General features: G+C 33.8%; 19 protein-coding genes. 13 read left to right on the top strand and 6 right to left on the bottom strand.

The window, feature by feature from the left end:
• Positions 1-3,012: a DUF2339 domain-containing protein gene (locus tag J3U18_RS08625; protein WP_267353656.1), complete on the top strand. Its 3,012-nt coding sequence runs from the start codon at positions 1-3 to the stop codon at positions 3,010-3,012.
• Between the two features lie 131 nt (positions 3,013-3,143).
• Positions 3,144-4,550 (top strand): DUF3999 family protein, encoded by a 1,407-nt coding sequence (locus tag J3U18_RS08620; protein ID WP_267353655.1) that lies wholly within the window; start codon positions 3,144-3,146, stop codon positions 4,548-4,550.
• A gap of 76 nt (positions 4,551-4,626) precedes the next feature.
• Here J3U18_RS08620 and glnS read toward each other — a convergent pair whose 3' ends face one another.
• The 3 genes from glnS to J3U18_RS08605 form a co-directional block, all read right to left on the bottom strand.
• Positions 4,627-6,303 (bottom strand): glutamine--tRNA ligase, encoded by a 1,677-nt coding sequence (gene glnS / locus J3U18_RS08615; RefSeq protein WP_267353653.1) that lies wholly within the window; start codon positions 6,301-6,303, stop codon positions 4,627-4,629.
• A gap of 206 nt (positions 6,304-6,509) precedes the next feature.
• Positions 6,510-7,853, bottom strand: a complete 1,344-nt coding sequence (locus J3U18_RS08610; RefSeq protein WP_267353652.1) for an ATP-binding protein — start codon at positions 7,851-7,853, stop codon at positions 6,510-6,512.
• On the bottom strand, positions 7,850-8,578 hold the full coding sequence (locus tag J3U18_RS08605) for a winged helix-turn-helix domain-containing protein (protein ID WP_065562876.1): 729 nt from the start codon (positions 8,576-8,578) through the stop codon (positions 7,850-7,852). The genes J3U18_RS08610 and J3U18_RS08605 overlap by 4 nt, the downstream gene beginning before the upstream one ends.
• Before the next feature lie 158 nt (positions 8,579-8,736).
• Here J3U18_RS08605 and J3U18_RS08600 point away from each other — a divergent pair, with 158 nt between their 5' ends.
• Genes J3U18_RS08600 through J3U18_RS08585 form a run of 4 tightly spaced genes read left to right on the top strand, consistent with a single transcriptional unit; the run spans position 8,737 to position 11,068 of the window.
• Positions 8,737-9,465 (top strand): MtnX-like HAD-IB family phosphatase, encoded by a 729-nt coding sequence (locus J3U18_RS08600; RefSeq protein ID WP_267353649.1) that lies wholly within the window; start codon positions 8,737-8,739, stop codon positions 9,463-9,465.
• A 10-nt stretch (positions 9,466-9,475) separates the two neighbouring features.
• A complete protein-coding gene (locus tag J3U18_RS08595) occupies positions 9,476-10,303 on the top strand; it encodes an alpha/beta hydrolase (RefSeq protein WP_267353647.1) in 828 nt (275 codons plus the stop codon).
• A 5-nt stretch (positions 10,304-10,308) separates the two neighbouring features.
• Positions 10,309-10,665: an EamA family transporter gene (locus J3U18_RS08590; RefSeq protein ID WP_065562879.1), complete on the top strand. Its 357-nt coding sequence runs from the start codon at positions 10,309-10,311 to the stop codon at positions 10,663-10,665.
• A gap of 1 nt (position 10,666) precedes the next feature.
• The gene (locus J3U18_RS08585) at positions 10,667-11,068 is read left to right on the top strand and encodes a DMT family transporter (protein ID WP_220225264.1); all 402 of its coding nucleotides are present in this window, start codon (positions 10,667-10,669) and stop codon (positions 11,066-11,068) included.
• 49 nt (positions 11,069-11,117) lie between these two features.
• Here J3U18_RS08585 and J3U18_RS08580 read toward each other — a convergent pair whose 3' ends face one another.
• The 3 genes from J3U18_RS08580 to J3U18_RS08570 form a co-directional block, all read right to left on the bottom strand.
• Positions 11,118-11,990, bottom strand: a complete 873-nt coding sequence (locus tag J3U18_RS08580; protein ID WP_267353645.1) for an arginase family protein — start codon at positions 11,988-11,990, stop codon at positions 11,118-11,120.
• A complete protein-coding gene (locus tag J3U18_RS08575; RefSeq protein WP_267353644.1) occupies positions 11,987-13,036 on the bottom strand; it encodes a GNAT family N-acetyltransferase in 1,050 nt (349 codons plus the stop codon). Before J3U18_RS08575 ends, J3U18_RS08580 begins: the two co-directional genes overlap by 4 nt.
• A gap of 65 nt (positions 13,037-13,101) precedes the next feature.
• The gene (locus J3U18_RS08570) at positions 13,102-14,511 is read right to left on the bottom strand and encodes an aspartate aminotransferase family protein (RefSeq protein WP_110422514.1); all 1,410 of its coding nucleotides are present in this window, start codon (positions 14,509-14,511) and stop codon (positions 13,102-13,104) included.
• Positions 14,512-14,681: 170 nt separating this feature from the next.
• On the opposite strand from J3U18_RS08570, the gene J3U18_RS08565 reads away from it, so the two are divergent.
• The 7 genes from J3U18_RS08565 (at position 14,682) to gyrB (ending at position 23,927) form a co-directional block, all read left to right on the top strand.
• The gene (locus J3U18_RS08565; protein WP_267353642.1) at positions 14,682-15,431 is read left to right on the top strand and encodes a MipA/OmpV family protein; all 750 of its coding nucleotides are present in this window, start codon (positions 14,682-14,684) and stop codon (positions 15,429-15,431) included.
• A 106-nt stretch (positions 15,432-15,537) separates the two neighbouring features.
• The gene (locus J3U18_RS08560) at positions 15,538-16,446 is read left to right on the top strand and encodes a recombination-associated protein RdgC (protein WP_267353640.1); all 909 of its coding nucleotides are present in this window, start codon (positions 15,538-15,540) and stop codon (positions 16,444-16,446) included.
• Between the two features lie 180 nt (positions 16,447-16,626).
• On the top strand, positions 16,627-17,727 hold the full coding sequence (gene ompA, locus J3U18_RS08555) for a porin OmpA (RefSeq protein WP_065562884.1): 1,101 nt from the start codon (positions 16,627-16,629) through the stop codon (positions 17,725-17,727).
• A gap of 157 nt (positions 17,728-17,884) precedes the next feature.
• On the top strand, positions 17,885-19,237 hold the full coding sequence (gene dnaA, locus J3U18_RS08550; protein ID WP_065562885.1) for a chromosomal replication initiator protein DnaA: 1,353 nt from the start codon (positions 17,885-17,887) through the stop codon (positions 19,235-19,237).
• 15 nt (positions 19,238-19,252) lie between these two features.
• On the top strand, positions 19,253-20,356 hold the full coding sequence (gene dnaN / locus J3U18_RS08545; protein WP_065734935.1) for a DNA polymerase III subunit beta: 1,104 nt from the start codon (positions 19,253-19,255) through the stop codon (positions 20,354-20,356).
• A 46-nt stretch (positions 20,357-20,402) separates the two neighbouring features.
• Positions 20,403-21,473, top strand: coding sequence for a DNA replication/repair protein RecF (gene recF, locus J3U18_RS08540; protein ID WP_267332059.1), 1,071 nt, complete (start codon positions 20,403-20,405; stop codon positions 21,471-21,473).
• Between the two features lie 42 nt (positions 21,474-21,515).
• A complete protein-coding gene (gene gyrB / locus J3U18_RS08535; protein WP_267353638.1) occupies positions 21,516-23,927 on the top strand; it encodes a DNA topoisomerase (ATP-hydrolyzing) subunit B in 2,412 nt (803 codons plus the stop codon).
• Positions 23,928-23,964: the final 37 nt, after the last annotated feature.

Raw genomic sequence — 23,964 nt, 5'->3', positions numbered from 1 at the left:
GTGGAATTCATTTTTTATTTCCTCATTATTGCGCTGTTTATTGCGGTATTTGTCAATTTTGCTAATTTGAAGGAACAAATTACGGTCTTACAGACCCAGATAACAGAATTACATAAAAATCTTTTATCTCTTACACAGCAACTTTATCAATCAGATAAAACATATGTAGAAGAAGAAAGCAATACAACAAAAGTAACTGAAGAATTAGTAACAGATAGTCCTCATGAAATTAAGGACGAAGCTATCCAAACAGAGATTGAACAAAAAACTGACATGGTTCAATCAACACAAAACATACCTAATGAAGAAATAACAGAAAACAATGTAGAACCATTAACTTCAGAAATAATACAGCCATTAAAGCCTTTTCTTCACCAAAAAGAGACATTCTCAAGTTTGGTGCTTAATGAGAAAAATGAACTCGTTTTAGTTGATACTACGCTGCAATCAGATTCAACAACAGCCGATGAAAATGCCTTGTGTGTTGAACATGATCAGCCAGAAGTCAAAACACAACCAATCACAGAACAATATCAACAAATTGATAACCAACTAGAGATTTCACAACCTAAATACGATCCTTTTGAATCATACCATAAACGTTCTCGTAATAATGAACCAAGCATTGGTTATGCATTGTTTAATTGGTTAATTAGAGTCAATATTATCACTAAAATTGCTATTATAATTCTATTTTTGGGACTGTCTTATCTATTCAAATACGGCATTGAACATCATCATCATTATCTTAAACCTGAAATTAGAGTTTTAGGCTCACTGATTTTAGGTATTGGTTTATTGGCTATCGGCTGGAAATTGCGCCTTAAACGCCAGATTTACGCGCTTATTTTACAAGGTGGGGCTATTGCAATTTTATATCTGACTATTTTTGCTGCCTTCAAGTTATATGACTTAGTCCCTGCTTTAATCACCTTTGCCGTTTTAGTTGTGATTTGTTCTACCAGCATTATATTTGCCATCTTGCAAAGAGCAATGAGCTTGGCAATCATTGCCTGTGTTGGTGGTTACCTAACACCAATTTTACTATCCGATGGTTCCGGTAATCATATTGCGTTATTTAGTTATTATTTAATGATTTCAACAGCAATTTTGGTAATCAGTATTACGCAATCTTGGAGAATTCTTAATCTATTGGGATTTATATTTACTTTTGTTGTATCGCTAGTTTGGGGAATAAAAAGTTTTACGCCAGAATTCTATACTGAATGCCAAGTCTTCATTCTTATCAATTTAGTAATTTACGGTGTTTTAGCGGTATTGTTATCAATCCGAAGCATCAATAATCAAGAAAAAAACCAGAATACTATTGATTTGCTATTACTGTTTGGTGCTCCCTTATGCGGATTCGGATTGCAATATGCTATTACCCAACAATGGGAATTTGGCCCAGCATTTTCATCGCTTGGTTTTGGATTATTCTATCTTGTCGGTGCCTATATTATTCTCCATTTATGGAAATCATTAGCTAAAACAATATCGTTATATTGGCTGGCTATTGGTGTTTCATTTATTACATTATCAATTCCGCTTGCTCTTAGCGCCAATTGGACAGCTTCATTGTGGATGTTTGAAGGAACGGCTATTACATGGATTATGTTCTCACAAAAACACTACCGTACTGCTTTATTTGGTACATTAATCATGTTGTTAGGTATTATTTCTTCACTAATATCTTTGGAGCATAATCAATTAACGCCAATCCTGTACTCTTCACTTTTAGGAACTACTAGTATTACTTTATTTGTTAATGCTTGTTTATGGCACTATTATGGACAAAAAAATGAAATCACAAAATTAATCAAATTATCTTGCGTATCTATGTCTGTTGTTATTTGGATGTTTTGGATTTTATTAAGTATTCCGTTATTCTTAGATCAAATCAGTTTAGAAACATCGTTAATTGTATTATGTTTTACTGTTTCGTTTTGGTTATGGTACTTCATTGGTAAAAAGATTAATTGGAATATTATTTGTCATGGAATGATATTACTTTGGGTGGTATTAGCAACATGTTTACTAAGAAGTGAAGCTATCTCATGTTACTATTTATCTAACTATGTCTATTTTAGTTTAGCTTGGATTATAGCTTTTATCAGTGGTTATGCTTATCTATATAAATTACAGACAAACCAAATAAATTGTAACACTGACATAAAGAATCTATTTATTTTATTACATATATGTTTATTTTGGCTAATATTGCTTTGGCTAGCTCGGGAAATACTACATATATTTAATGAATTACCTTGGGGGTATGAGGTAATAAAATGGAGTCTTTGGGCTACTATTGCAAGTGGAATCACTTTGCTATTCTATATTCTTATTAAACGCCAATATATTACTTCATTTTCATTAATAAAAAGTTATTGGTTAGTCGGTTTGCTACCACTTGTTGCTTACATGGTATACTATTTGATTATGGGTATTGGTATGAATGGACAAATTATCTATTGGCCTTATATCCCAATTATTAACCCGCTTGAAGAAAGTGCAATTTTTAGTTTAATCATGCTCTGCGTATGGTTAAAACTGTCTATGGGTTATTTGCAAATTGAAAATAAAACAACCAATTTTACTAACTTTAAAATACCACTACCTAATTTGATTGTAGTCTTGTTAATGACATTAACATTCCTTTGGTTTAACAGTATTGTTTTACGTTGCCTGAGTCAAGCATTTGATATCACCTGGAGTTCATATATCTTATGGCACAATAATATTGTTCAAATGACTGCATCACTCCTTTGGATGTTAACCGCCGTCATTTTGATTATGATTGGACACAGAGCTTCACTCCGAAAAATATGGTTTACTGGCCAATTAATTCAAATCATTGTTGTTATTAAGCTGATTTTTGTCGATATTCGAGAAATAGACGGTTTATTGAGAGCTTTTGCGTTTATTGGTGTAGCGTTGTTAATGTTATTAATTGGTTATTTAGCACCTTTACCGCCAAAACAGAATGATGAAAGCTTGGTCGAAAATGAATAACAATCAATATAAAAAAAAATTTAAAATATTAAGCGAATATTTCGCAAATTCAAGAAGAACAGAATTAAATTATTTACAACAGAAATAACCACGAATTGCTGAATAGTATTTCAACTAATGGATAAAAAGTTATGAAAAAAATCTTATTAAGCTCGCTTTTGCTAATAAGTGGATTAAGTCATGCGACTGATCAAACAAATCAATATGCCTATGGCGCTATGATAGAACTTAATGACAGTGGCAGTATGTATAACCGAATTGAGCTAACCCGTGATATATATACTCAAGCATTATCTAGCACATTAGATGATGTTCGAGTTTTCAATCAAAAAGGCCAACCAGTCCCATTTGCATTAGTCAATGTATATCAGGAAAATGAGGAAAATAAAACTTTTCCAGTTACCGTTTATACGTTAAATAACAATCTTCAAACGGATGAAAATGATAATGAAGATGGGCAAGATGAAAAAAATCAATCTCTAGTTGGTCAATACAATATCAATATTAATAATAAGAATGTAAAAATTAATTTTGATAGCACCAATAAATCAGATGGGTATCAGGCAACATACTTGTTGGAAATTCCTAATGAGATTAAACTAGGCCAACCATTTAGTCGTTTATCTATCGATTTCGATAAAACACAAAATTGGAGAGCAACTGCAAACCTTCTTTATAGTAGCGATTTAAAAAGATGGCAAACTGCGATTGATAATGTTCCAATAATGTCTTTGACGGATAATAACAATAATCAATCATTAAATGTTAATACTATTGATTTACCTTCGGGTATGAATTTCAAATCTACCTATTGGATTTTACAATTAAAATCAGACAAGCAAATAGTGCCGAATATTAGAGGCGTAGAATTCACATCGAGAAAAGCAACACCAATAAGAGCACTTTATCCGATCAAATTAAATTTAATTTCAGCTGATGAACAAGAGGCAATTTATGAATTACCTACATCACTACCGATTAAAGAGCTTACTGTTAAACTGCCAAATGAGCGTACAATCTTACCTGCAAGTATCTTTTATAAAACCCATGATAATGATAAAACATGGCACAAACTTGATGATTTTATTTTTCGAAGCATAAGTGACGCCAATCAAAGCCAAACAATCAATATTAATAATTCAACTTTAAATATTAAACAATTAAAAATTAAAGCAATTAATGCGTCTTTAGATCAAGCACCCTATGTTACCGCTCATTTATACCGGATGAGTATTATTTTTAACAGTGCTAATAATGGACCTTTTATTCTCGCTTGGGGGGCGGCTAATGCTAAACCGGCATCTTTAAGTGAAAAAGCTTTACTGTCTGATACAATATCTGCACAAGATGTGCCTATGGCCCATTTAGGTGATAAAATAAAACTAGGCAACAAAAATGTATTATCTCAAACCGATGATAATTCAAGCAAATCATCTTATTTATCTGAATGGTTAATTTGGATCATTTTAATAGCAGGTGCAGTATTTTTAATGCTTTTAGCTATAAAATTACTAAAAGAAGTAAAAAAGGTAGAATAACATCGCACCAGAGATGACAATAAAAAACACCAACTAAAGTTGGCGTTTTTTATTCTATAACTAAGCTTCTCTATGATTAAGCTTCGTTCCAACTATCTCTTAAGCCTACGGTTCGATTAAAGACTAATTTATCTTCTGTCGCATACTTACTATCAAGACAGAAATAACCTTCACGTTCAAATTGATAAGCTTGTTCGGCTTTGGCTTTTTGCAAACTAGGCTCAACAAATCCTTGTTTAATAATTAAAGAATTTGGATTGATAGTTGATAAGAAATCCTCAGCGCTACCAGGATTTGGGGTACTAAATAAACGATCATAAAGACGAATTTCAGCAGGTTTACCATACTTGGCTGATACCCAATGAATAACGCCTTTAACTTTACGTCCATCTTCAGGATTTTTATTTAATGTTGCCGGATCGTAACTACAATAAATAGTTTGTATATTACCTTCTGCGTCCTTTTCAACACGATCAGCGCGTATCACATAAGCATTACGCAGACGGACTTCTTTACCTAATACTAAACGCTTATAATTTTTATTAGCTTCTTCTCTGAAATCAGCTCGATCAATATAAATTTCACGCGTAAATGTTACTTCGCGATGACCGAGTTCAGGCCTGTTAGGATGATTTGGCATACTTAAGACTTCATCAAGTGTTTCTGAAAAGTTTTCAATCACCACTTTAACTGGATCAAGTACCGCCATTGCTCGAGGTGCATTTTCGTTGAGATCTTCTCGAATACAGAATTCAAGTGTACTCATTTCAACGGTATTTTCTTGTTTAGTTACCCCGATTCGACGACAAAATTCACGAATTGAAGCTGGGGTATAACCTCGACGGCGTAAACCTGAAACGGTTGGCATACGAGGATCATTCCAACCATCAACAATTTCTTCGGCGACCAATTGTGTTAATTTACGTTTTGAGGTAATAGCATATTCTAGATTTAATCTAGAAAACTCATACTGATGAGGACGAGCTTGAATAGTAATATTATCTAAAACCCAGTCATATAAACGACGGTTATCTTGGAACTCAAGCGTACAAAGTGAATGGGTTATATTTTCAATAGCATCCGAAATACAGTGAGTAAAATCATACATCGGATAGATACACCATTTATTACCAGTTTGGTGATGCTCGGCAAATTTGATACGGTATAAAACTGGATCACGCATAACAATAAAAGGTGAAGCCATGTCGATTTTCGCTCTTAAGCAAGCTTTACCTTCAGCAAATTTACCCTCTTTCATTTGGATAAATAATGCTAAATTTTCCTCTATGCTTCGATCACGATAAGGGCTATTTTTACCTGGTTGTGTTAAGGTGCCTCGATACTCTCGGATTTCTTCAGGAGATAGTTCATCTACATAAGCTAATCCTTTATTGATAAGCTCTATGGCATATTCATACAAACGGTCAAAATAGTCAGACGAATAGCAAATCTCACCATCCCATTCGAATCCTAACCATCGGACATCTTCCTTAATTGATTCAACATATTCAATATCTTCTTTGGCTGGATTGGTATCATCAAACCGTAAATTACATTTACCGTGATAATCTTGGGCAATACCGAAGTTTAAACAGATAGATTTTGCATGGCCAATATGTAAATAGCCATTAGGTTCTGGCGGAAAACGAGTATGCGTTGTTTTATATTTTCCCGCAGCAAGATCCGCATCAATAATTTGACGAATAAAGTTATTTGGACGAGTTTCGTTCTCTGTCGGTAAATCACCGCTCATAAAAAACCTCTGATTATATATGTTTACTCATAACCAATTTAGAAATGAGATTTATCACTTTTATCACTTCGACCGACGAATATAGCAAATTTTTTGTTTTTTCGAAACGTTAAAACAAGAGATTTCAGTTACCTGAAAAAAATAATTACCCTCAAACGGATAACACTCCTAAATAATTTTAACAATTATTTTAATTTTAACTTCAGTTATTCCTCTCCTGATTTTATCGAAACGACAAATCTTGCACCACCTAGTGGGCTAGTAACCACGAATGCTTTACCGTCATGAAATTCTGCCATTAATTTTACATAAGCTAAGCCTAACCCATAGCCACCAGTTGATCGTGTACGACTGGTGTCAAGGCGAGCAAAAGGCATAAAAATTTTTTCTCGAGAATCGAAAGGAATGCCTGCACCATCATCATCAATTTCCAAAATAACTCGGTTATCTTGTTTGGTTATATTTAATACTGCTTTATGGGCTGCATATTTAAACGCATTAAGTAGCAGATTTTTGACAATAGTTTCTGCCAAATTGATATCAATTTTAGCTTTAGCATCTTGGCTATGGCAAATGAGCTCAAAGCCCTTAGGTTTAAATAGTGCTAATGACTGACAAACTTTTTCACCCCATTGTTTTAACGATACAGTAGTAAAGTTTAATTCAATATTACTTTGCTGCATTTTAAAATAATTCAAACTAGCATTAATGAGAGTTTCAAGTTCATCTATATCATCACTCATTCCTTTTTGTAAATCAGATCTTTCTACTTCGTCTGTAGATTCTTCAAGCATACTTAACTCAAATCGCATTCGTGCAAGAGGGGTTCGTAGTTCATGTGCCATCGCATGTGAAATTGTTTGGTTAGTGCTGACAAGATGCTCAATGTGAGTCCCCATATTATTTAAAACATTGGCTAATGGTTTGAATAACCAACCTTTCACATTTTCCGTTCGAGCCTTCAAATTGCCCTGTCCAAGTTGTTCTGCGGTTTGACGTATGTTGACCAGATCTTTCCATACAGCACTAAACGCGAAATAGATTAATATAAAAAAGATTATGGCACTAAATAATGCCCAAATAATAAGGAAAACGCTCAACGACATGGTATTTGATTCTAATATATCTCGCATTAGAATCGGCCCCAATTGTAATAAATGACCATCATTGAGATTGATATAGACAACTTCGTCATCACCATCATAAGCAAAATCAAGTTTTTCAAGTTCTTTTTTTACAAAATGAGATAATTCTGTATTTGCAGGTAATACTTTGATTGGATAACCAAAATATGGTTGTAACTCGTCAACTACTGCTTGCAGTGGACGCTGTTTGTTTTCATCAATATGTTTGCGAATTAAGTTGACTGTTCCTCGTTGTGATTCACGAAAAACGATATGATCATCTGGCATATCAGTTAATGATGAAGGTAGTGAATCAAACACTAATAATGCACCATAGGCGATAATACATTGCAATGAAAGTAAAATAACTAGATAAAAGACGATGCGGCGGTTAAAAAATAGCGGTTTAGCTAATAACTGTCTCAATGGTTTTCCCCTTCGCGCATGAATAAATACCCCTTTCCTCGAACCGTTTTAATTCTAGAAGGATTATCAGGATCATCAAGGAGTTTACGTCTTAACCGAGAAATTCGGGCATCAATTGAACGATCGCTACCGTCAAAATCAATCCCTCTAACTTGGGAAAATATATCATCTCGAGATAGAATCTTACCTGCGTTATTAGCCAACAACCAGAGTAAGTCAAATTCGGCTGTCGTTAAATCTATTTCATGCCCGTCTAATAACACTTTACGATTTTCACCATCAATCACTAAATTTTCAAAGGCTAAAGTATTATTGTTAAATAAAGCAATTTGCTCTTTTAGGCCTTCTTTGTCTGTTTCATTTTGCTTTCGGCGTAGCAATGCTCGAATTCGAGCTAGTAATAATCGTGGTTCAACCGGTTTAGCTAAATAATCATCAGCGCCTAACTCCAATCCCACGATTTCATCAATATTATCTTCGCTAGCCGTCATTATAAGAATATAGTTACTGAACCATGAACGTATATCTCGACAGATATCAAATCCAGTTTTTTCAGGTAACATTACATCTAAAATAACCAAATCAGGGTTGATTTTTTGTATTTTTTCTTCTGCTCCTTCACCACTATTATGCCAATCTACCCTATATCCTTGACGGATTAGGTAGACTTGTATTAAATTGGCTAATCTTTCATCATCTTCGATAATTAATATGCGTTCACTCATTTCTGATTCTCTTTACCGTAAAGTGGACTTCGAGATGCTTCATTATACAGGCAAATAGAGCCTCGTTACAAAATATATACAAAGAGCCAACAAAGTTAGCTACCACTTTGTGAGAAAATTGTCGCCAATATCTATAACTAGCAATTTTTACTTGGAATATGAATACTTTTTCATCAATTACTAATCATCTTTTTCAACCATCTTACACTCGCTATCACAACCCTATTATTTTGTGTGATTTTGATGGCACAATTAGTGTTAAAGATGTAACTGATACTTTACTTAGTCAGTTCGGCCAAGATGGCTGTGATGAGCTCGAAGAGTTGTGGGTTAGTGGTAAAATTGGTTCTCAAGAGTGTATGAGTAAACAGATTGCCTTAATGGACGCAAGCTTAGAAGAGCTTAATCAAGCATTGGAAAAAATTGAAATTGATTCTAGCTTTAAATCATTCATTAAGTATACCGAAAAAAAACATATACCAGTTCATGTAGTTAGTGATGGTTTAGATTATGCTATCCAATTTGTATTAAAGCGTCATGGTATTAAACATTTACCTATTTATGCCAATAAACTAATGCATGATAATCACAGAAGTTGGCGCCTTGAGTTTCCTTACGCTAATAAGGATTGTATAAAACAAAGTGGTAATTGCAAATGCAATCATGTAAAACAACAGCAACATTTTCCTCAAATATTGTATGTTGGTGATGGTACTTCTGATTTTTGCGTTTCACATCATGTCGATCTGGTTTTTGCTAAAGATAAGCTGATCAATTACTGTGAAAAAAATAACATTAAGCACACTGCTATTGTTAATTTTGCTGATGTAACAGAGGCTTTAAAACAAGCAGAGCAATCACTAATTCCAGTCATGATGGTGAAATAAAGGAACAATAATGAGTACAATTGAAGATTTATCTTATTTTTTACCAGGAAATAAAAATGGCGTGCTATTAATTCATGGTTTAACTGGCACACCAAATGAAATGCGTATTTTAGCCAATGGTTTACATAAAGCAGGATTTACTGTTTATGCAATACAATTGGCAGGTCACTGTGGTACTGAAGCAGATCTATGTAAAACAACTTGGCAAGATTGGTATAAAAGCGTTCAAGATGGCGCTGATTATTTATCTAAACATGTAGACAACCTTTTTGTCGCAGGTTTATCAATGGGCGCACTTTTGGCGTTGAAACTTGCTGCAGATCGTCCAAATCAAGTTAAAGGTGTTGGTGTTCTAGCACCTACATTTTATTATGATGGTTGGAGTATGCCATTTTGGGCTAAAAAGTTTTTCTTTTTATTGGTCTATTTTAAAAAACTGGGTATTTTTCAAAAAGTCTCTTTTATTGAAAAACCGCCTTATGGTCTTAAAGATGAGCGTATCCGAGCGGTGGTATCAGAAAGCATGTTAAGTGGCGACGCTGCATCCGCTGGACTTGCTGGAAATCCATTTCCTGCATTAGCAGAAATGCAATTATTGGCAAAACATGTTCGCCAAGAATTACCAAAAGTTACGTCATCTTGTTTAATTATGCATTCAGGTAATGACGATATTGCCAATATTGAAACTAATGCAAAATTAGTTGAGAAGAATGTTTCTGGTCCAAAACGATTAGTTGTATTAAATGATAGTTATCATTTAATTACTATTGATAGCCAACGCCGTGAAGTAATTAAAGAGTGCGCTTCATTTTTTAATAATCTGGCAGAAGGAACTTAAGCATAATGTCATCCTTAGTTATTTTTCTTTGGGTTAGTAATATTTGTTTTGATACCTTAGGACAAGTTGCTTTTAAATATGCTGCAATATCACCTACTAATAGAGATGGATGGTACTATTGGTTAGATCTCGCCAAAAATCATTGGATTTGGATAGGAATATCATCTTACATTGCCGAATTTTTACTGTGGTTAGCTTTTTTAACTTTAGTTCCACTTTCCCAAGGTGTATTGCTCGCCTCATTTAATATCATCACTATCATGTTAGTAGGTCGGATTCTATTTAAAGAATTACTGACGGTATATCGTGTTATTGGTATGTCTTTAATTACTGCTGGTGTGATCTTTGTGGGGTTATCTTAATATGGCTAAGTTCTATTTAATTGGTTTTACCGTATTATTAATGTTTGATACGATTGCACAATGTAGCTTTAAATTGGCTGCCGAACATGCCCAGCCACTTTCGATGAGCGTTGAATGGATAGTTAGGGTATTTTCCGGTCATTGGATCTATGTATCAATAGCTGGCTACATTTTTACCTTCTTTACTTGGATGACTTTATTAAAAAAAGCGCCTGTAGGGCCTGCTTTTGCTGCTTCACATTTTGAAGTTGTTACCGTAATGATTGCTTCAGTTTGGCTATTTAATGAACCTATCACTTTATTTAAGTTAATTGGAACTATATTGATTGTTTCAGGGATTTTGTTTTTAGCACTAGCAGAAAGTAAACTTGCGAAGAAAGATACTCATCATCGTTCTAAATAACTTCAAGATAAGGATTAAAAACCTGGCAAACTATATCAGTTCTTGAATGCTAGGTTTTTAAAGCTTTTAATAATGTTAAATTAAGTTGATGTTGTTCTTGTTGCCAATCATTTAACTTTTCTAATGATATCTCAGGCTGTTTGTCCAGTGAACTTAGTAATCTCTTAAACCAATTTTTAGGCTGCCATATTGATAATTCGCCCGTGATATCACTACCGATAATCCGAGGCTTAATAGATGTAATAGTATCTAATAAATGATAGGTTTGTAGTTTTCCTTGGTCCCAATTGGTATGAATAACTTCTTCACTTAAGGCATCTTTATCTATCGATAGATATATTGGTTTAGAGTTACGGTATTGTTCAGATAGAAACTGAGTAATAAGATCATCCGGCGTATCAAAATAGCGAAAAGCATGACTTAATCCAATTTTCTTAGCCCAGGAGACATTAACATCCATGCTCCAATAAGTCAGTTTTTTATGAAACAGTGGTGACCATCTATTTTCCCAAAAATGCCATAAGCCAATATCATGTGATGTAATTCCTAATACATGTACATGGCTAACAAAAGGTAAACTAGCCACATAGCTAACCCATGATCCACAGTGAATGCCAAACAGATAACACATGTTATCTGGATGGTTGTCAAAAATAACTACCTCAATGGGATTTTCTTCTGAATATTGCTTAGCTAGCTGCTCAATAAGTAATAACGAAATATGGTGGTAATCACCGCTACCCATTAATACCGTACCATAGCTTTCTGGTAATGATTGTTGTAATACCTTTTTAAATTTTTGGAATTTTTTTGTACTACAACCAAAGCGAATGACATCTTGCCACTGAGTAAAATCAATTGTTTTAGCATTATCAATTTCACCTACACTTTGATCAAAGTTAAGGATAACTAGCGATGTCATGCTACTTTCTCCTTATCTATTTCGAAATGGCCAATTAATCTACGCAAAACTGCCCTTAATAAAGGATTTCGTATATAAACTAAGTGTTTAGTTAAGGTAAAACTAGCACCTAAAGAAGCTTTAACTTCTGGATCAGTCCAACCTGCAACATAACTACTAAGTTTTTGTTGTAATGCATATTCAAGATTAACAAACCAACTAACAAAATAGAGGTTTAATTCTCTTGCTTGAGGATAAACCATTCCTATGTATTTATCGATTAAAACGTTGTTCACCACAAAACAGATGTTATAACCAATTAATTGTCCATTATGATGATAAGTAAAAATACGTCCATTTGAGGATTTACTTTGCAGTAATTGGGTGAAAAATGGCTTAGTTAATAAATCAAAATGCACTTCACTCTGCTCATATACATTCAGATAAAGTTGATAATATAAATCAAGAGTGGATTCATTAAGAAAACAATCATCACCAGTTTGTAAGATGTTAATCTCCAATTTTTCACGGGATTTTAGTTTTCTTCTTAAATTTTTACGACGACTGTATGATAATTTTGCAAAAAAATCATCGATCGACTCAAAATCAATTGGAACCCAAGCTAAAGCTTGTCCATCAACTTCAATAAAACCCCGTTCTTTTAAGGAACCAATGATCTGTTTAGAATATTGATTATCCTGCTTACTAAGCAGAGGTGAATCGGATGGCAAATCTTTAACAATAACAAATGGATATTTCTTTGTATAAGCTGCCTTAACATTGTCAGCTAATTGATGCGCATCGATTTTATTAGTCAATAAACTATATTCTGAAACGGTTGTACCCACAAAGCATGTTTTTGGTTGTAACCAATGCCTCCATTTTTTATAAAAAGGCAATTTATGAACTTTATGTTTAAAATCATCATCAGCAGTTATGAGCAAATCAAACTTAGCGGAAAAAGCAGGTATACCGTCTTCACTCATCCAGCTAGTAAACTCTCGCGGAGGATGAGAAAGAAAATTGTTGATTAATTCATTAGGTTCTAATTGATTGATATATCGCATAACTTTCTATAAATGATCTGAAATTCCCGCTAATTGATATTAGCGGGATTATTTTGATTTAAGACTTAAAGTTCTTTTTTAGCTCGAGTAATTAATTGATCGAGTAGTTCAATACCTTGATCAATCTCTTGACGAGTAATATGTAATGAAGGAGCAAAAGTGATAACATTTTTGTAATAACCACCAATATCAAGCACTAAGCCCATTTTGTTACCTTTCCAATCAAGATCACCTGACATACCAATATCTACCATTTTATCAACTAATGCTTTGTTAGCTGTAAATCCATCTTCGGTACAAATTTCAGCACGAAGTGCAAGACCTAGGCCATCAACTTCGCCTATTTCTTTATGTTTCTTCTCAAGTGTTTTTAATCCTTCAAGGAAATATGCACCGCTATCCATGACCATTTTTTCGTAATCTGTTTCAGAAGTCATTTTTAATACTTCTAGGCCAACTGCGGTACCTAAAGGATTTGAAGCAAAGGTAGAGTGGGTTGAGCCAACTGGGAATACTTCTGGATTGATTAACTCTTCACGAGCCCATAAACCACCTAATGGATTTAAACCATTAGTTAATGCTTTCGCAAATACCACCACATCAGGTTTAACATCAAAATGCTCAATTGACCATAATTTACCCGTACGATAAAAGCCCATTTGAATTTCATCAACAACTAATAAAATACCATATTGATCTAAAACTTTTTTCAGACCTTTAAAGTAATTACGAGGAGGAACAATATAACCACCCGTTGCTTGTAATGGTTCGGCATAAAATGCAGCATATTCTGCTTGTCCGACTTTTGGATCCCATACACCGTGATATTCAGTTTCAAATAAACGTGCAAACTCAGCAACTAAGTGTTCACCATATTCTTCTGCTGTCATTCCTTTTGGACGACGGAACGGATATGGGAATGGTACAAACATTGCACGATCACCAAAATGACCATAACGACGACGGTAACGGTAGCTAGAAGTAATTGAAGATGCACCCAAAGTACGACCATGGTAACCACCTTGAAATGCAAACATCAGAGATTTACCACCAGTAGCATTACGAACGACTTTTAATGAATCTTCAATACATTGTGAACCACCAACATTAAAATGAACTCGTCCTTGGTAACCAAATCGCTGTTCCATACCTTGAGCAATTGTTTTTGCTAATTCGATTTTGGTTGGATGTAAATACTGGCTAGCACATTGTGGTAAAGTATCGATTTGCTTTTTAAGTACGTTATTTAAACGCTCATTAGCATAACCAAAGTTACAAGCAGAGTACCACATTTGTAAATCAAGGAAGGCTTTACCTTCTTTATCATACATGTAACTACCTTCACAGCCATCAAAAATCTTTGGTGGTTCAACATAATGCACGGTATCACCAAATGAACAGTATTTTGCTTCATCCGCTAATAACGTTGCATCGTCGGGACGACTATTAATCATTTCTAAAGTTGGTTTACTCATAATTTATCTCACTAATCCATATTCAAATATGACAAAATGTGGCATTATTATCAGAGAAAATGGATTGTAACAATGTACATTTAATGTATAGATTTTGTGACAACAAGACTTGAGTGACAAAATAACTACAATAATTGTCTTAAATCATATCAGTATGAGTGGTTATCAAAATGAAAAAATTAAGCTGCATAATCTCACTATTATCAATGTTTCCTTTAGTGTATACTCATATTGCGTCAGCAGATCCTACTTCATTAGGCGTCGGTTTGGGTTGGTCTAACTCACCATATAAAAATTATAGTTCAAGTTACTATCCGGTTCCTCATATTGATTATGATAATGGCTATTTTTTTATTGATGATCTATCAGCTGGTATTTACGCTTTTAACAACGATAATCAAAGTTTATCATTTGGCGTTCGTTATCTTGCTAATGAATTTAAACCTCATGATTCTGACAATCAGAAGTTAAGACAACTTAATAGTCGTCATTCCACTGTGTTAGCTGAAATTGATTATGATATCACCACTAATTGGGGTATTTTTTCAAGTAGTATTGGCGCTGATATGCTCAATAATAGTAATGGAATCTTAGTTAATGCCGACTATACTGTTCCTTATATACAAGGTAATTTAATTATCGCTCCTACTATTGGTATTAACTGGGCTGATGGTAAACATAATGACTATTATTATGGTGTATCCCATAAAGAATCTTCACGTTCAGGATTACGCTATTTCAATGCAGATAGTTCTTTTACACCTTACTTTGAAATCGGTGCGCAATATTCTTTAACAGATAATATCGCTACTTTTGGCGGAATTCATATTGATAAACTAACTGGTGATGCAGCTGACAGCCCTATGGTTGATGGTAGTACGATAACATCCATTTATATGGGCTTATCTTATAAATTTTAATACTTTTATTAAATCTTATTAATAATACTTTATTTTCTGTGAAAATCTTATTTTAATTATTTTAATTAAATAATTTTCATGAATTAATTTTTGGAAAAATTACACTATGCTTTGGTTTAGAAACGCAATTATCTATCAACTTAATAATGATAATTTACTGGATAAACAGACTATTGAAAATGCACTCAAATCTGCTTTATTTTGTCCTTGTGGTAATTTAGATACCACCAAAATGGGTTGGGTATCCCCTTACGATGATAACAATTTGGATGATTTTATTATTGATATGCAAGGGCATTTATTATTAAGAATAAAGAAAGAAACTAAAATTCTACCTGCACCTGTCATCAAACAAGCCTTAAATGAGAAGATTGACAAGCAAGAGAAGGCATTAAGCCGTAAAATTAGTAAAAATGAAAAAGCGACATTAAAAGATGAAGTGATGATCGATTTAATGCCTAGAGCATTTAGCAAATATAACTATTATTGGTTATGGGTCGATATTGGAAACAAAAGGATTATTATCGATTGTAGCAGTTTTAAACTTGCTGAAGATATTCTAGCGATTTTACGGAAAGAACTTGGAGCATTAGCATTAACGCCTCTTTCCATCGAAAAACCGCTTGAAAAGATTATGACAACTTGGGTTAGAGAAAAACTTAGTTTTCCTCCTTTTATATTGGGTGATGAAGCAGAATTAAAAGATCCACTTGAGGGTAATGGGATTATCAGTTGTAAAAATCAAGATATTACAAGTGATGAAATGTTAGTTCATTTAGATTCTGGTAAATGGGTCACCAAACTTAAAATCATTGATGAACGTGGAATCAATTTCATTATTAATCCTGACTTAACATTGAAAAGAATTAAATTTGATTCTGTTATTTTAGATGAAAATGAAGATATTGGATCTGATGAATTTGATAAACGTTTAGAAGCTGATTTCTATATTATGGCTAAAACATTATCAAACTCAATTAACGATTTATATATTATTATAAATAAGATTGTTTAATTTTTTTACAATATATTATCAATTATTCTAGATCCGAATAATAATTGTGCTATAATACGTAATAAATTATGTGTAACATAATTGGTCATTAAGTATAAAACACCGTAAAAATTAAGTAAAATTAAACAATAAAAGCAAATTAAACAACGTCTATTACAACAAATAAGTTGAGGCAAAAAAATGAAAAAAACAACTCTAGCTCTAGCAATGGCTGTTGCAAGTTTAACCGCTACTGCCGCTAATGCTGCATATGAAGACAATACTTTTTATGTAGGTGCTAAATTAGGTTGGTCAGAACTTTATAATTTAGACGCAAATAAAGTTCGTGGTTATGATAAAGATGAAGCTGGTATTAAAACTTCTAATAGAAGTAATGTTGCTGGCGGTGCTTTCCTTGGTTTCCAAGCTAACCCTTACTTAGCTTTTGAATTAGGTTATGATTGGTTAGGTTCTGCAAAATATAAAAGAACTTATCTTGGTGATCATTCTAACGCTGGTAACAGTAAAGTTTCAGCACAAGGCGTTTCTTTAACTGGTAAATTAAGTTACCCACTATCATTCATTTCTGACGATTTAGATATTTATGGTCGTGCAGGTGGAATGGTTACTATTGCTAAATGGAAAAATAGTGGTGATATCAAAGAAGCTTACGGCCGTGGTAAAACAAAAACTGATTTATCACCAGTTTATGCTTTAGGTCTTGATTATCGTCTTAACGAAGATTTCTCTACTCGTTTAGAATACCAATATGTTCAACATATTCATACTAAAACTCACGCATCTCCAGATGCAGGAACTGTAAGCTTAGGTATTACTTACCGTTTAGGTTCTCCATCTGTTGCAGCTCCAGTTGAAATCAAAACTGAAGTAAATCGTTATGTTTTAAATGAAGATGTGCTATTTGCTTATGCAAAATCTGATTTAAAAGCAGAAGGTCGTCAAGCACTTGATAATTTATTAACAACTCTTGTTAAAATTAACCCAACTCAAAGTGCTATCGTAGTAATTGGTCACACTGACCGTATCGGTTCAGATAGCTATAACCAAAAACTATCAGAACGTCGTGCACACACTGTATTGAACTATTTAGTTCAAAAAGGTGTTCCAGCTGAAATCATCACTTCACGCGGTATGGGTAAAGCACAACCAGTTACTGGTAATAAATGTAATGCACTTCGTGGCGCTGACTTAAAAGCATGTTTAGCACCAGATCGTCGTGTTGAAATTGAAGTTAAAGCACGTAACGTGCAAGAGGTCCAAGTAATTGATCAAACAAAATAGTTTTTGTTATTAATTACACCTTTGAACCCAGCTTCGGCTGGGTTTTTTCATTTATATGTTAATAATTAAATTATATCTTGCTTGAACCCTACAAATTATCCACAAAAAAGATTATAATTATTCCAGTATTGTTAGTATCCCAATTAAAGGAGTAGCCATGTCTACCTCGATTTGGCAAGATTGTCTTTCTCAATTACAAGAAGCGCTTCCTACAACAGAATTCAACTTATGGATTCGACCGTTACAAGTGGAAATGGTTGAGAATAAACTTTATATTTATGCTCCAAACAGATTTGTATTAGATTGGGTTAAGAATAAATATTTAACGACTATTTCGCAATTATTAAATAATTTACTGGGTAATGATTCACTAAAATTATATTTGGAAGTTGGTTCAACTTTATCTGTAGAAAAAAAATCTAAAATTAATAAATCTGATGTTGTACCTTCTTGGAAAACAACAAAAGAGAATAATAATAATCACACTTACTATTCAGGTATTAATCATAAGCATACTTTCAACAGCTTTGTTGAAGGTAAATCTAATCAACTTGCTGTTGCAGCAGCTAAACAAGTAGCTGAAAATCCTGGAAAAGCTTACAACCCTCTTTTTTTATATGGCTCAACAGGTTTAGGTAAAACTCACTTGTTACATGCTGTTGGTAATGAAATTATGGCAGGTAAAGCTAACGCTAAAGTTGTTTATATGCATTCAGAACGCTTTGTTCAAGACATGGTTAAAGCTTTACAAAATAATGCTATTGAAGAGTTTAAAAACTATTATCGATCTGTTGACGCTCTCCTTATTGATGATATTCAATTTTTTGCAAATAAAGAGCGTTCACAAGAAGAGTTTTTCCATACATTTAATTCATTGTTAGAAGGCAACCAACAAATCATCCTAACATCAGATCGTTATCCTAAAGAAATTGATGGTGTAGAAGATCGTTTGAAGTCAAGGTTTGGTTGGGGATTAACCATCGCTATTGAACCACCGGAACTTGAGACTCGAGTTGCTATTTTGATGAAAAAAGCAGACGAAAACAAAATAAAATTACCTGAAGAGGTCGCTTTTTTCATTGCTAAACGATTACGATCAAACGTACGAGAATTAGAAGGTGCACTTAATCGAGTTATTGCCAATGCTAATTTTACAGGCAAATCTATCACCATTGATTTTGTCAAAGATGCTTTAAAAGATTTACTTGCCTTACAAGAAAAATTGATTACTATTGAAAATATTCAAAAAACGGTTGCTGAATATTATAAAATTAAAGTTTCTGACTTATTATCTAAACGCCGCTCTCGTTCTGTTGCAAGACCAAGACAAGTAGCAATGGCGTTAGCGAAAGAGCTAACCAACAAAAGCCTTCCAGAAATAGGTGATGGTTTTGGTGGAAGAGATCATACAACAGTATTACATGCATGTCGGAAGATCGCAGAGTTAAAAGAAGAAAGCAATGACATTAAAGAGGATTATTCCAATTTAATTCGAACATTATCAACTTAAAAAAGAATTAACACTATGAAATTTATTATAGATCGTGAAAAACTTATCAAACCATTGCAACTTGTTAGTGCACCATTAGGTAGCCGACCTACCCTCCCCATTTTAGGTAATTTATTATTGCAGGTGAGTGAAAACACGCTATCCATGACGGGAACAGATTTAGAAATTGAGATGATATCTCATATTCCCCTAACAGAGCCTAGTGAAGCGGGTGCTACAACTGTTCCAGCTAGAAAGTTTCTTGATATCTGTCGAAATCTTCCTAGTGATGCTCAAATATCGATAAGCGTTGACGATAATCGATTGATTATTCAGTCAGGTCGAAGTAAATTTTCTTTATCTACACTACCTGCATCAGATTTTCCTAATCTAGAAAATTGGCAAAGTGATGTTGAACTTTCTATACCTCAAAAGACTATCAAACGACTTATAGACGCAGTCCAATTCTCAATGGCTAACCAAGACGTAAGATATTATTTAAATGGTATGCTATTTGAAATTGAAGATGGTCTATTAAAAACCGTTGCAACTGATGGTCATCGATTAGCTGTGTGTGCTCAACCTGTTGGTCATGAGATCTCTGAATCCTGTTCAGTCATTTTACCAAGAAAAGGCGTAATTGAACTGGCAAAACTAGTTGGTGATAATGATGAGCTAGTTAATATGCAAATTGGTAACAATAATTTACGTATTAGTCTTGGCGATTTTACTTTTACTTCAAAACTTATTGATGGAAAATTTCCTGATTATAAACGTGTAATGCCTCGTAATCCTGATAAACCACTTGAAGTATCATGTGAAGAACTAAGAAATGCTTTATCTCGTGTTGCGATTCTTTCAAATGAAAAATTTCGCGGCATAAGATTATATGTACATAGCAATCAGATCAAAATTACTGCAAACAATCCTGAACAAGAAGAAGCAGAAGAAGTTATTGATGTAAAATACGAATCTCAAGAGCTTGAAATTGGTTTTAATGTAACTTATTTATTGGACATATTAAACACATTAAAATGCGATAGCGTCCAATTATTATTAACCGATGCAACATCAAGTGTGCAAATTGAAGATATCAACAACCAGTCTGCAACTTATGTTGTTATGCCAATGCGCTTATAATTAACGATCATTTAAACTTCCGGCCTCGGCCGGAAACTTTACCGACATGACACTTTCTCAAATCAAAATTTATCACTTTCGAAATATTGATTATGCTGAATTATCATTATCCAAACATTTTAATTATATAGTTGGTGATAATGGTAGCGGAAAAACCAGCCTACTCGAGGCGATTTATATGCTCGGACATGGTCGAGCTTTTAGACATATTCAATCCAATCGAATAATACAACATGAAAAACAAGAGTTAGTATTATTTAGTCAAATTGAATCTGCACAAAAAACTCGAACAATAGGTTTATCAAAAACACGCCATAACGATAATACGATAAAAATTGATGGTGACGAAGGGTTTCGGTTGACGGATTTAGCTAAATTATTACCAATTCAACTTATTACGCCTGAAGGATTTGATCTACTTACCGGAGGACCAAAATATCGCCGTGCTTTTATAGACTGGGGGTGTTTTCATCACTATCCTGAATTTGTATCACTTTGGAATAACTTAAAACGCCTTTTTAAACAGCGTAATGCTTTATTAAAACAGTCATCAAACTATAATCAATTATTACCTTGGGATAAAGAGTTAGCACCGATTGCAGAAAAAATCAGCCAGATTAGGGCTAGTTATAGCCAAAATATATTTCCTCAAATTATGCAAACCTGTCATGATTTTCTACCAGAATATCAACTTAATTGCCAATATTATCAGGGCTGGGAGCATGGAATCAGTTATTCAGATATATTATATAGACAATTTGAAAGAGACAAGTTCATTAATTATACTTCGCTAGGTCCTCATAAAGCAGATTTAAAATTACGAATAGATAATATTCCTGTTGAAGATTTATTATCTCGCGGACAATTAAAATTACTCATGTGTGCATTACGTTTGTCTCAAGGTGAATATTTCTCAGAAACAACAGGCCAATCCTGTATTTACTTAATTGATGACTTTGCTTCAGAGCTTGATAAAAATAAACGTAACTTATTAGCAAAACGATTAAAATCAGCACAATCTCAAGTTTTCATTACAGCGGTTAATCAAGAGCAAATTAGCCATATGATCGATGAAAATGATAAGATTTTTCACATAAATTCTGGTATAATTTCTTAAATATACAAAATGATATAAATAATCAAATAAGTCGAGAAATCCATGTCTAACTCTTATGATTCTTCCAGCATTAAAGTACTTAAAGGACTTGATGCTGTCCGAAAACGCCCAGGTATGTATATTGGTGATACTGATGATGGAACAGGGCTTCACCATATGGTTTTTGAAGTGGTAGATAATGCCATTGATGAAGCATTAGCTGGTTATTGTCACCATATTGAAGTTACAATCCATCCTGATAATTCCGTTTCTGTACGAGATGATGGTCGAGGTATACCTACTGGCATCCATGAAGAAGAAGGTATTTCCGCAGCAGAAGTTATTATGACTGTTTTGCATGCCGGTGGTAAATTTGATGATAATTCATACAAAGTGTCTGGTGGTTTACATGGTGTTGGTGTTTCAGTCGTCAATGCTTTATCAGATAAGTTAGAATTAGTGATTTATCGTGAAGGTAAAATACATAAACAAATTTATCATTTAGGCGTTCCTGAAGAACCGCTAAAAATCATTGGTGAAACAACTGAATCAGGTACATATGTTCGTTTTTGGCCAAGTCCAGAAACTTTTTCTAACATTGAATTTGTGTATGACCATCTGGCAAAAAGATTACGCGAACTATCATTCTTAAATTCAGGTGTTTCAATCAAACTCACCGATGAACGTACAGGTAAAAGTGAACATTACCATTATGAAGGTGGTATTCAAGCTTTCGTAGAATATCTAAATAAAAATAAAAACCCAATTCATCCAAAGATTTTTTATTTTAGTACTGAGAAAGATAATATTGGTGTCGAAGTTGCACTACAATGGAATGACGGTTACCAAGAAAATATCTATTGTTTTACAAATAACATTCCTCAACGTGATGGTGGTACTCACTTGGCTGGCTTCCGTGGCGCTATGACACGTACATTAAATAACTACATGGAAACCGAAGGCTATAGCAAAAAAGCAAAAATTAGTGCTACAGGTGATGATGCTCGAGAAGGGTTAATTGCTGTTGTATCAGTAAAAGTGCCTGATCCTAAATTCTCATCACAAACTAAAGATAAATTGGTGTCATCTGAAGTTAAATCAGCAGTTGAGTCTGTAATGGGCGAAAAACTAGCTGAATATTTACTTGAAAATCCTTCAGATGCAAAAATTGTAGTAGGTAAAATTATCGATGCAGCGAGAGCTCGTGAGGCAGCAAGAAAAGCTCGCGAAATGACACGTCGTAAAGGCGCTTTAGATTTAGGTGGTTTGCCTGGAAAACTTGCTGATTGCCAAGAAAAAGATCCCGCTTTATCTGAACTATACCTAGTGGAAGGGGACTCTGCAGGTGGCTCTGCAAAACAAGGACGAAATCGTAGAAACCAAGCAATTTTACCGTTAAAAGGTAAAATTCTAAATGTTGAAAAAGCTCGTTTTGACAAAATGCTTTCTTCACAAGAAGTAGCAACGTTAATTACTGCTTTAGGTTGTGGCATTGGCCGTGATGAATATAATCCAGATAAAATGCGTTACCATAGCATTATTATTATGACCGATGCCGATGTTGATGGATCACATATTAGAACATTATTGCTAACATTCTTCTACCGTCAAATGCCTGAGATCATTGAACGAGGTTATGTCTATATTGCTCAACCACCACTATATAAGGTCAAAAAAGGGAAACAAGAGCAATATATTAAAGATGACGATGCAATGACTCAATTCCAAATCGCTTTGGCATTAGAAGATGCATCATTACATGTTAATGACCATGCTCCAGGTTTAGCTGGCGAAGCTTTAGAAAAATTAATTGCCGAATATCAGAAAGTCGAAAAATTAATTACTAAAATGGAACGTCGCTACCCTAAAGCCTTATTATCAGAATTAGTTTATCAAGAAGTATTAGATGAAAATATCTTGAAAGATCAACACAAAGCTGAAAATTGGGCAAAATCTATTGTTGAAAAACTATCTAATAAAGAGCAACACGGTAGTACCTACCTTTATAGTGCGGATTACAACGAAAAAGCAGAATTGTATATACCTGTTATTAAAGTAAGAACTCATGGTGTGGATACTAATTATGCATTAGATCAAGTGTTTATTCATAGTAATGAATATCGAAATATCTGCCATTTAGGATCACAATTGAAAGATTTACTTGAGGAAAGCGCATTTATACAACGTGGTGAGAGAAAACAACCAGTTAGCTCATTTGAAGATGCAGTTGATTGGTTAATTCGTGAATCTCGTCGTGGATTAACTATCCAACGTTATAAAGGTTTAGGTGAAATGAACCCAGAACAATTATGGGAAACAACCATGGATCCAACAAGCCGAAGAATGTTACAAGTAACCATTAAAGATGCCATTGAAGCAGATCAATTGTTTACTACATTAATGGGTGATGAGGTTGAACCTCGTAGATTATTCATTGAAGAAAATGCCTTGAAAGCAGCTAATTTGGATTTCTAATTAATTATCTAATAAAAAACCAGACATTGTGTCTGGT

Origin of the sequence: Gilliamella sp. B3482, from assembly GCF_026536805.1 — a bacterium.
Classification (GTDB): Bacteria; Pseudomonadota; Gammaproteobacteria; order Enterobacterales; family Orbaceae; genus Gilliamella; species Gilliamella apicola_E.
The sequence above is the reverse complement of the archived record's forward strand: the minus strand, read 5'-3'. Positions and strand labels throughout refer to the sequence as shown.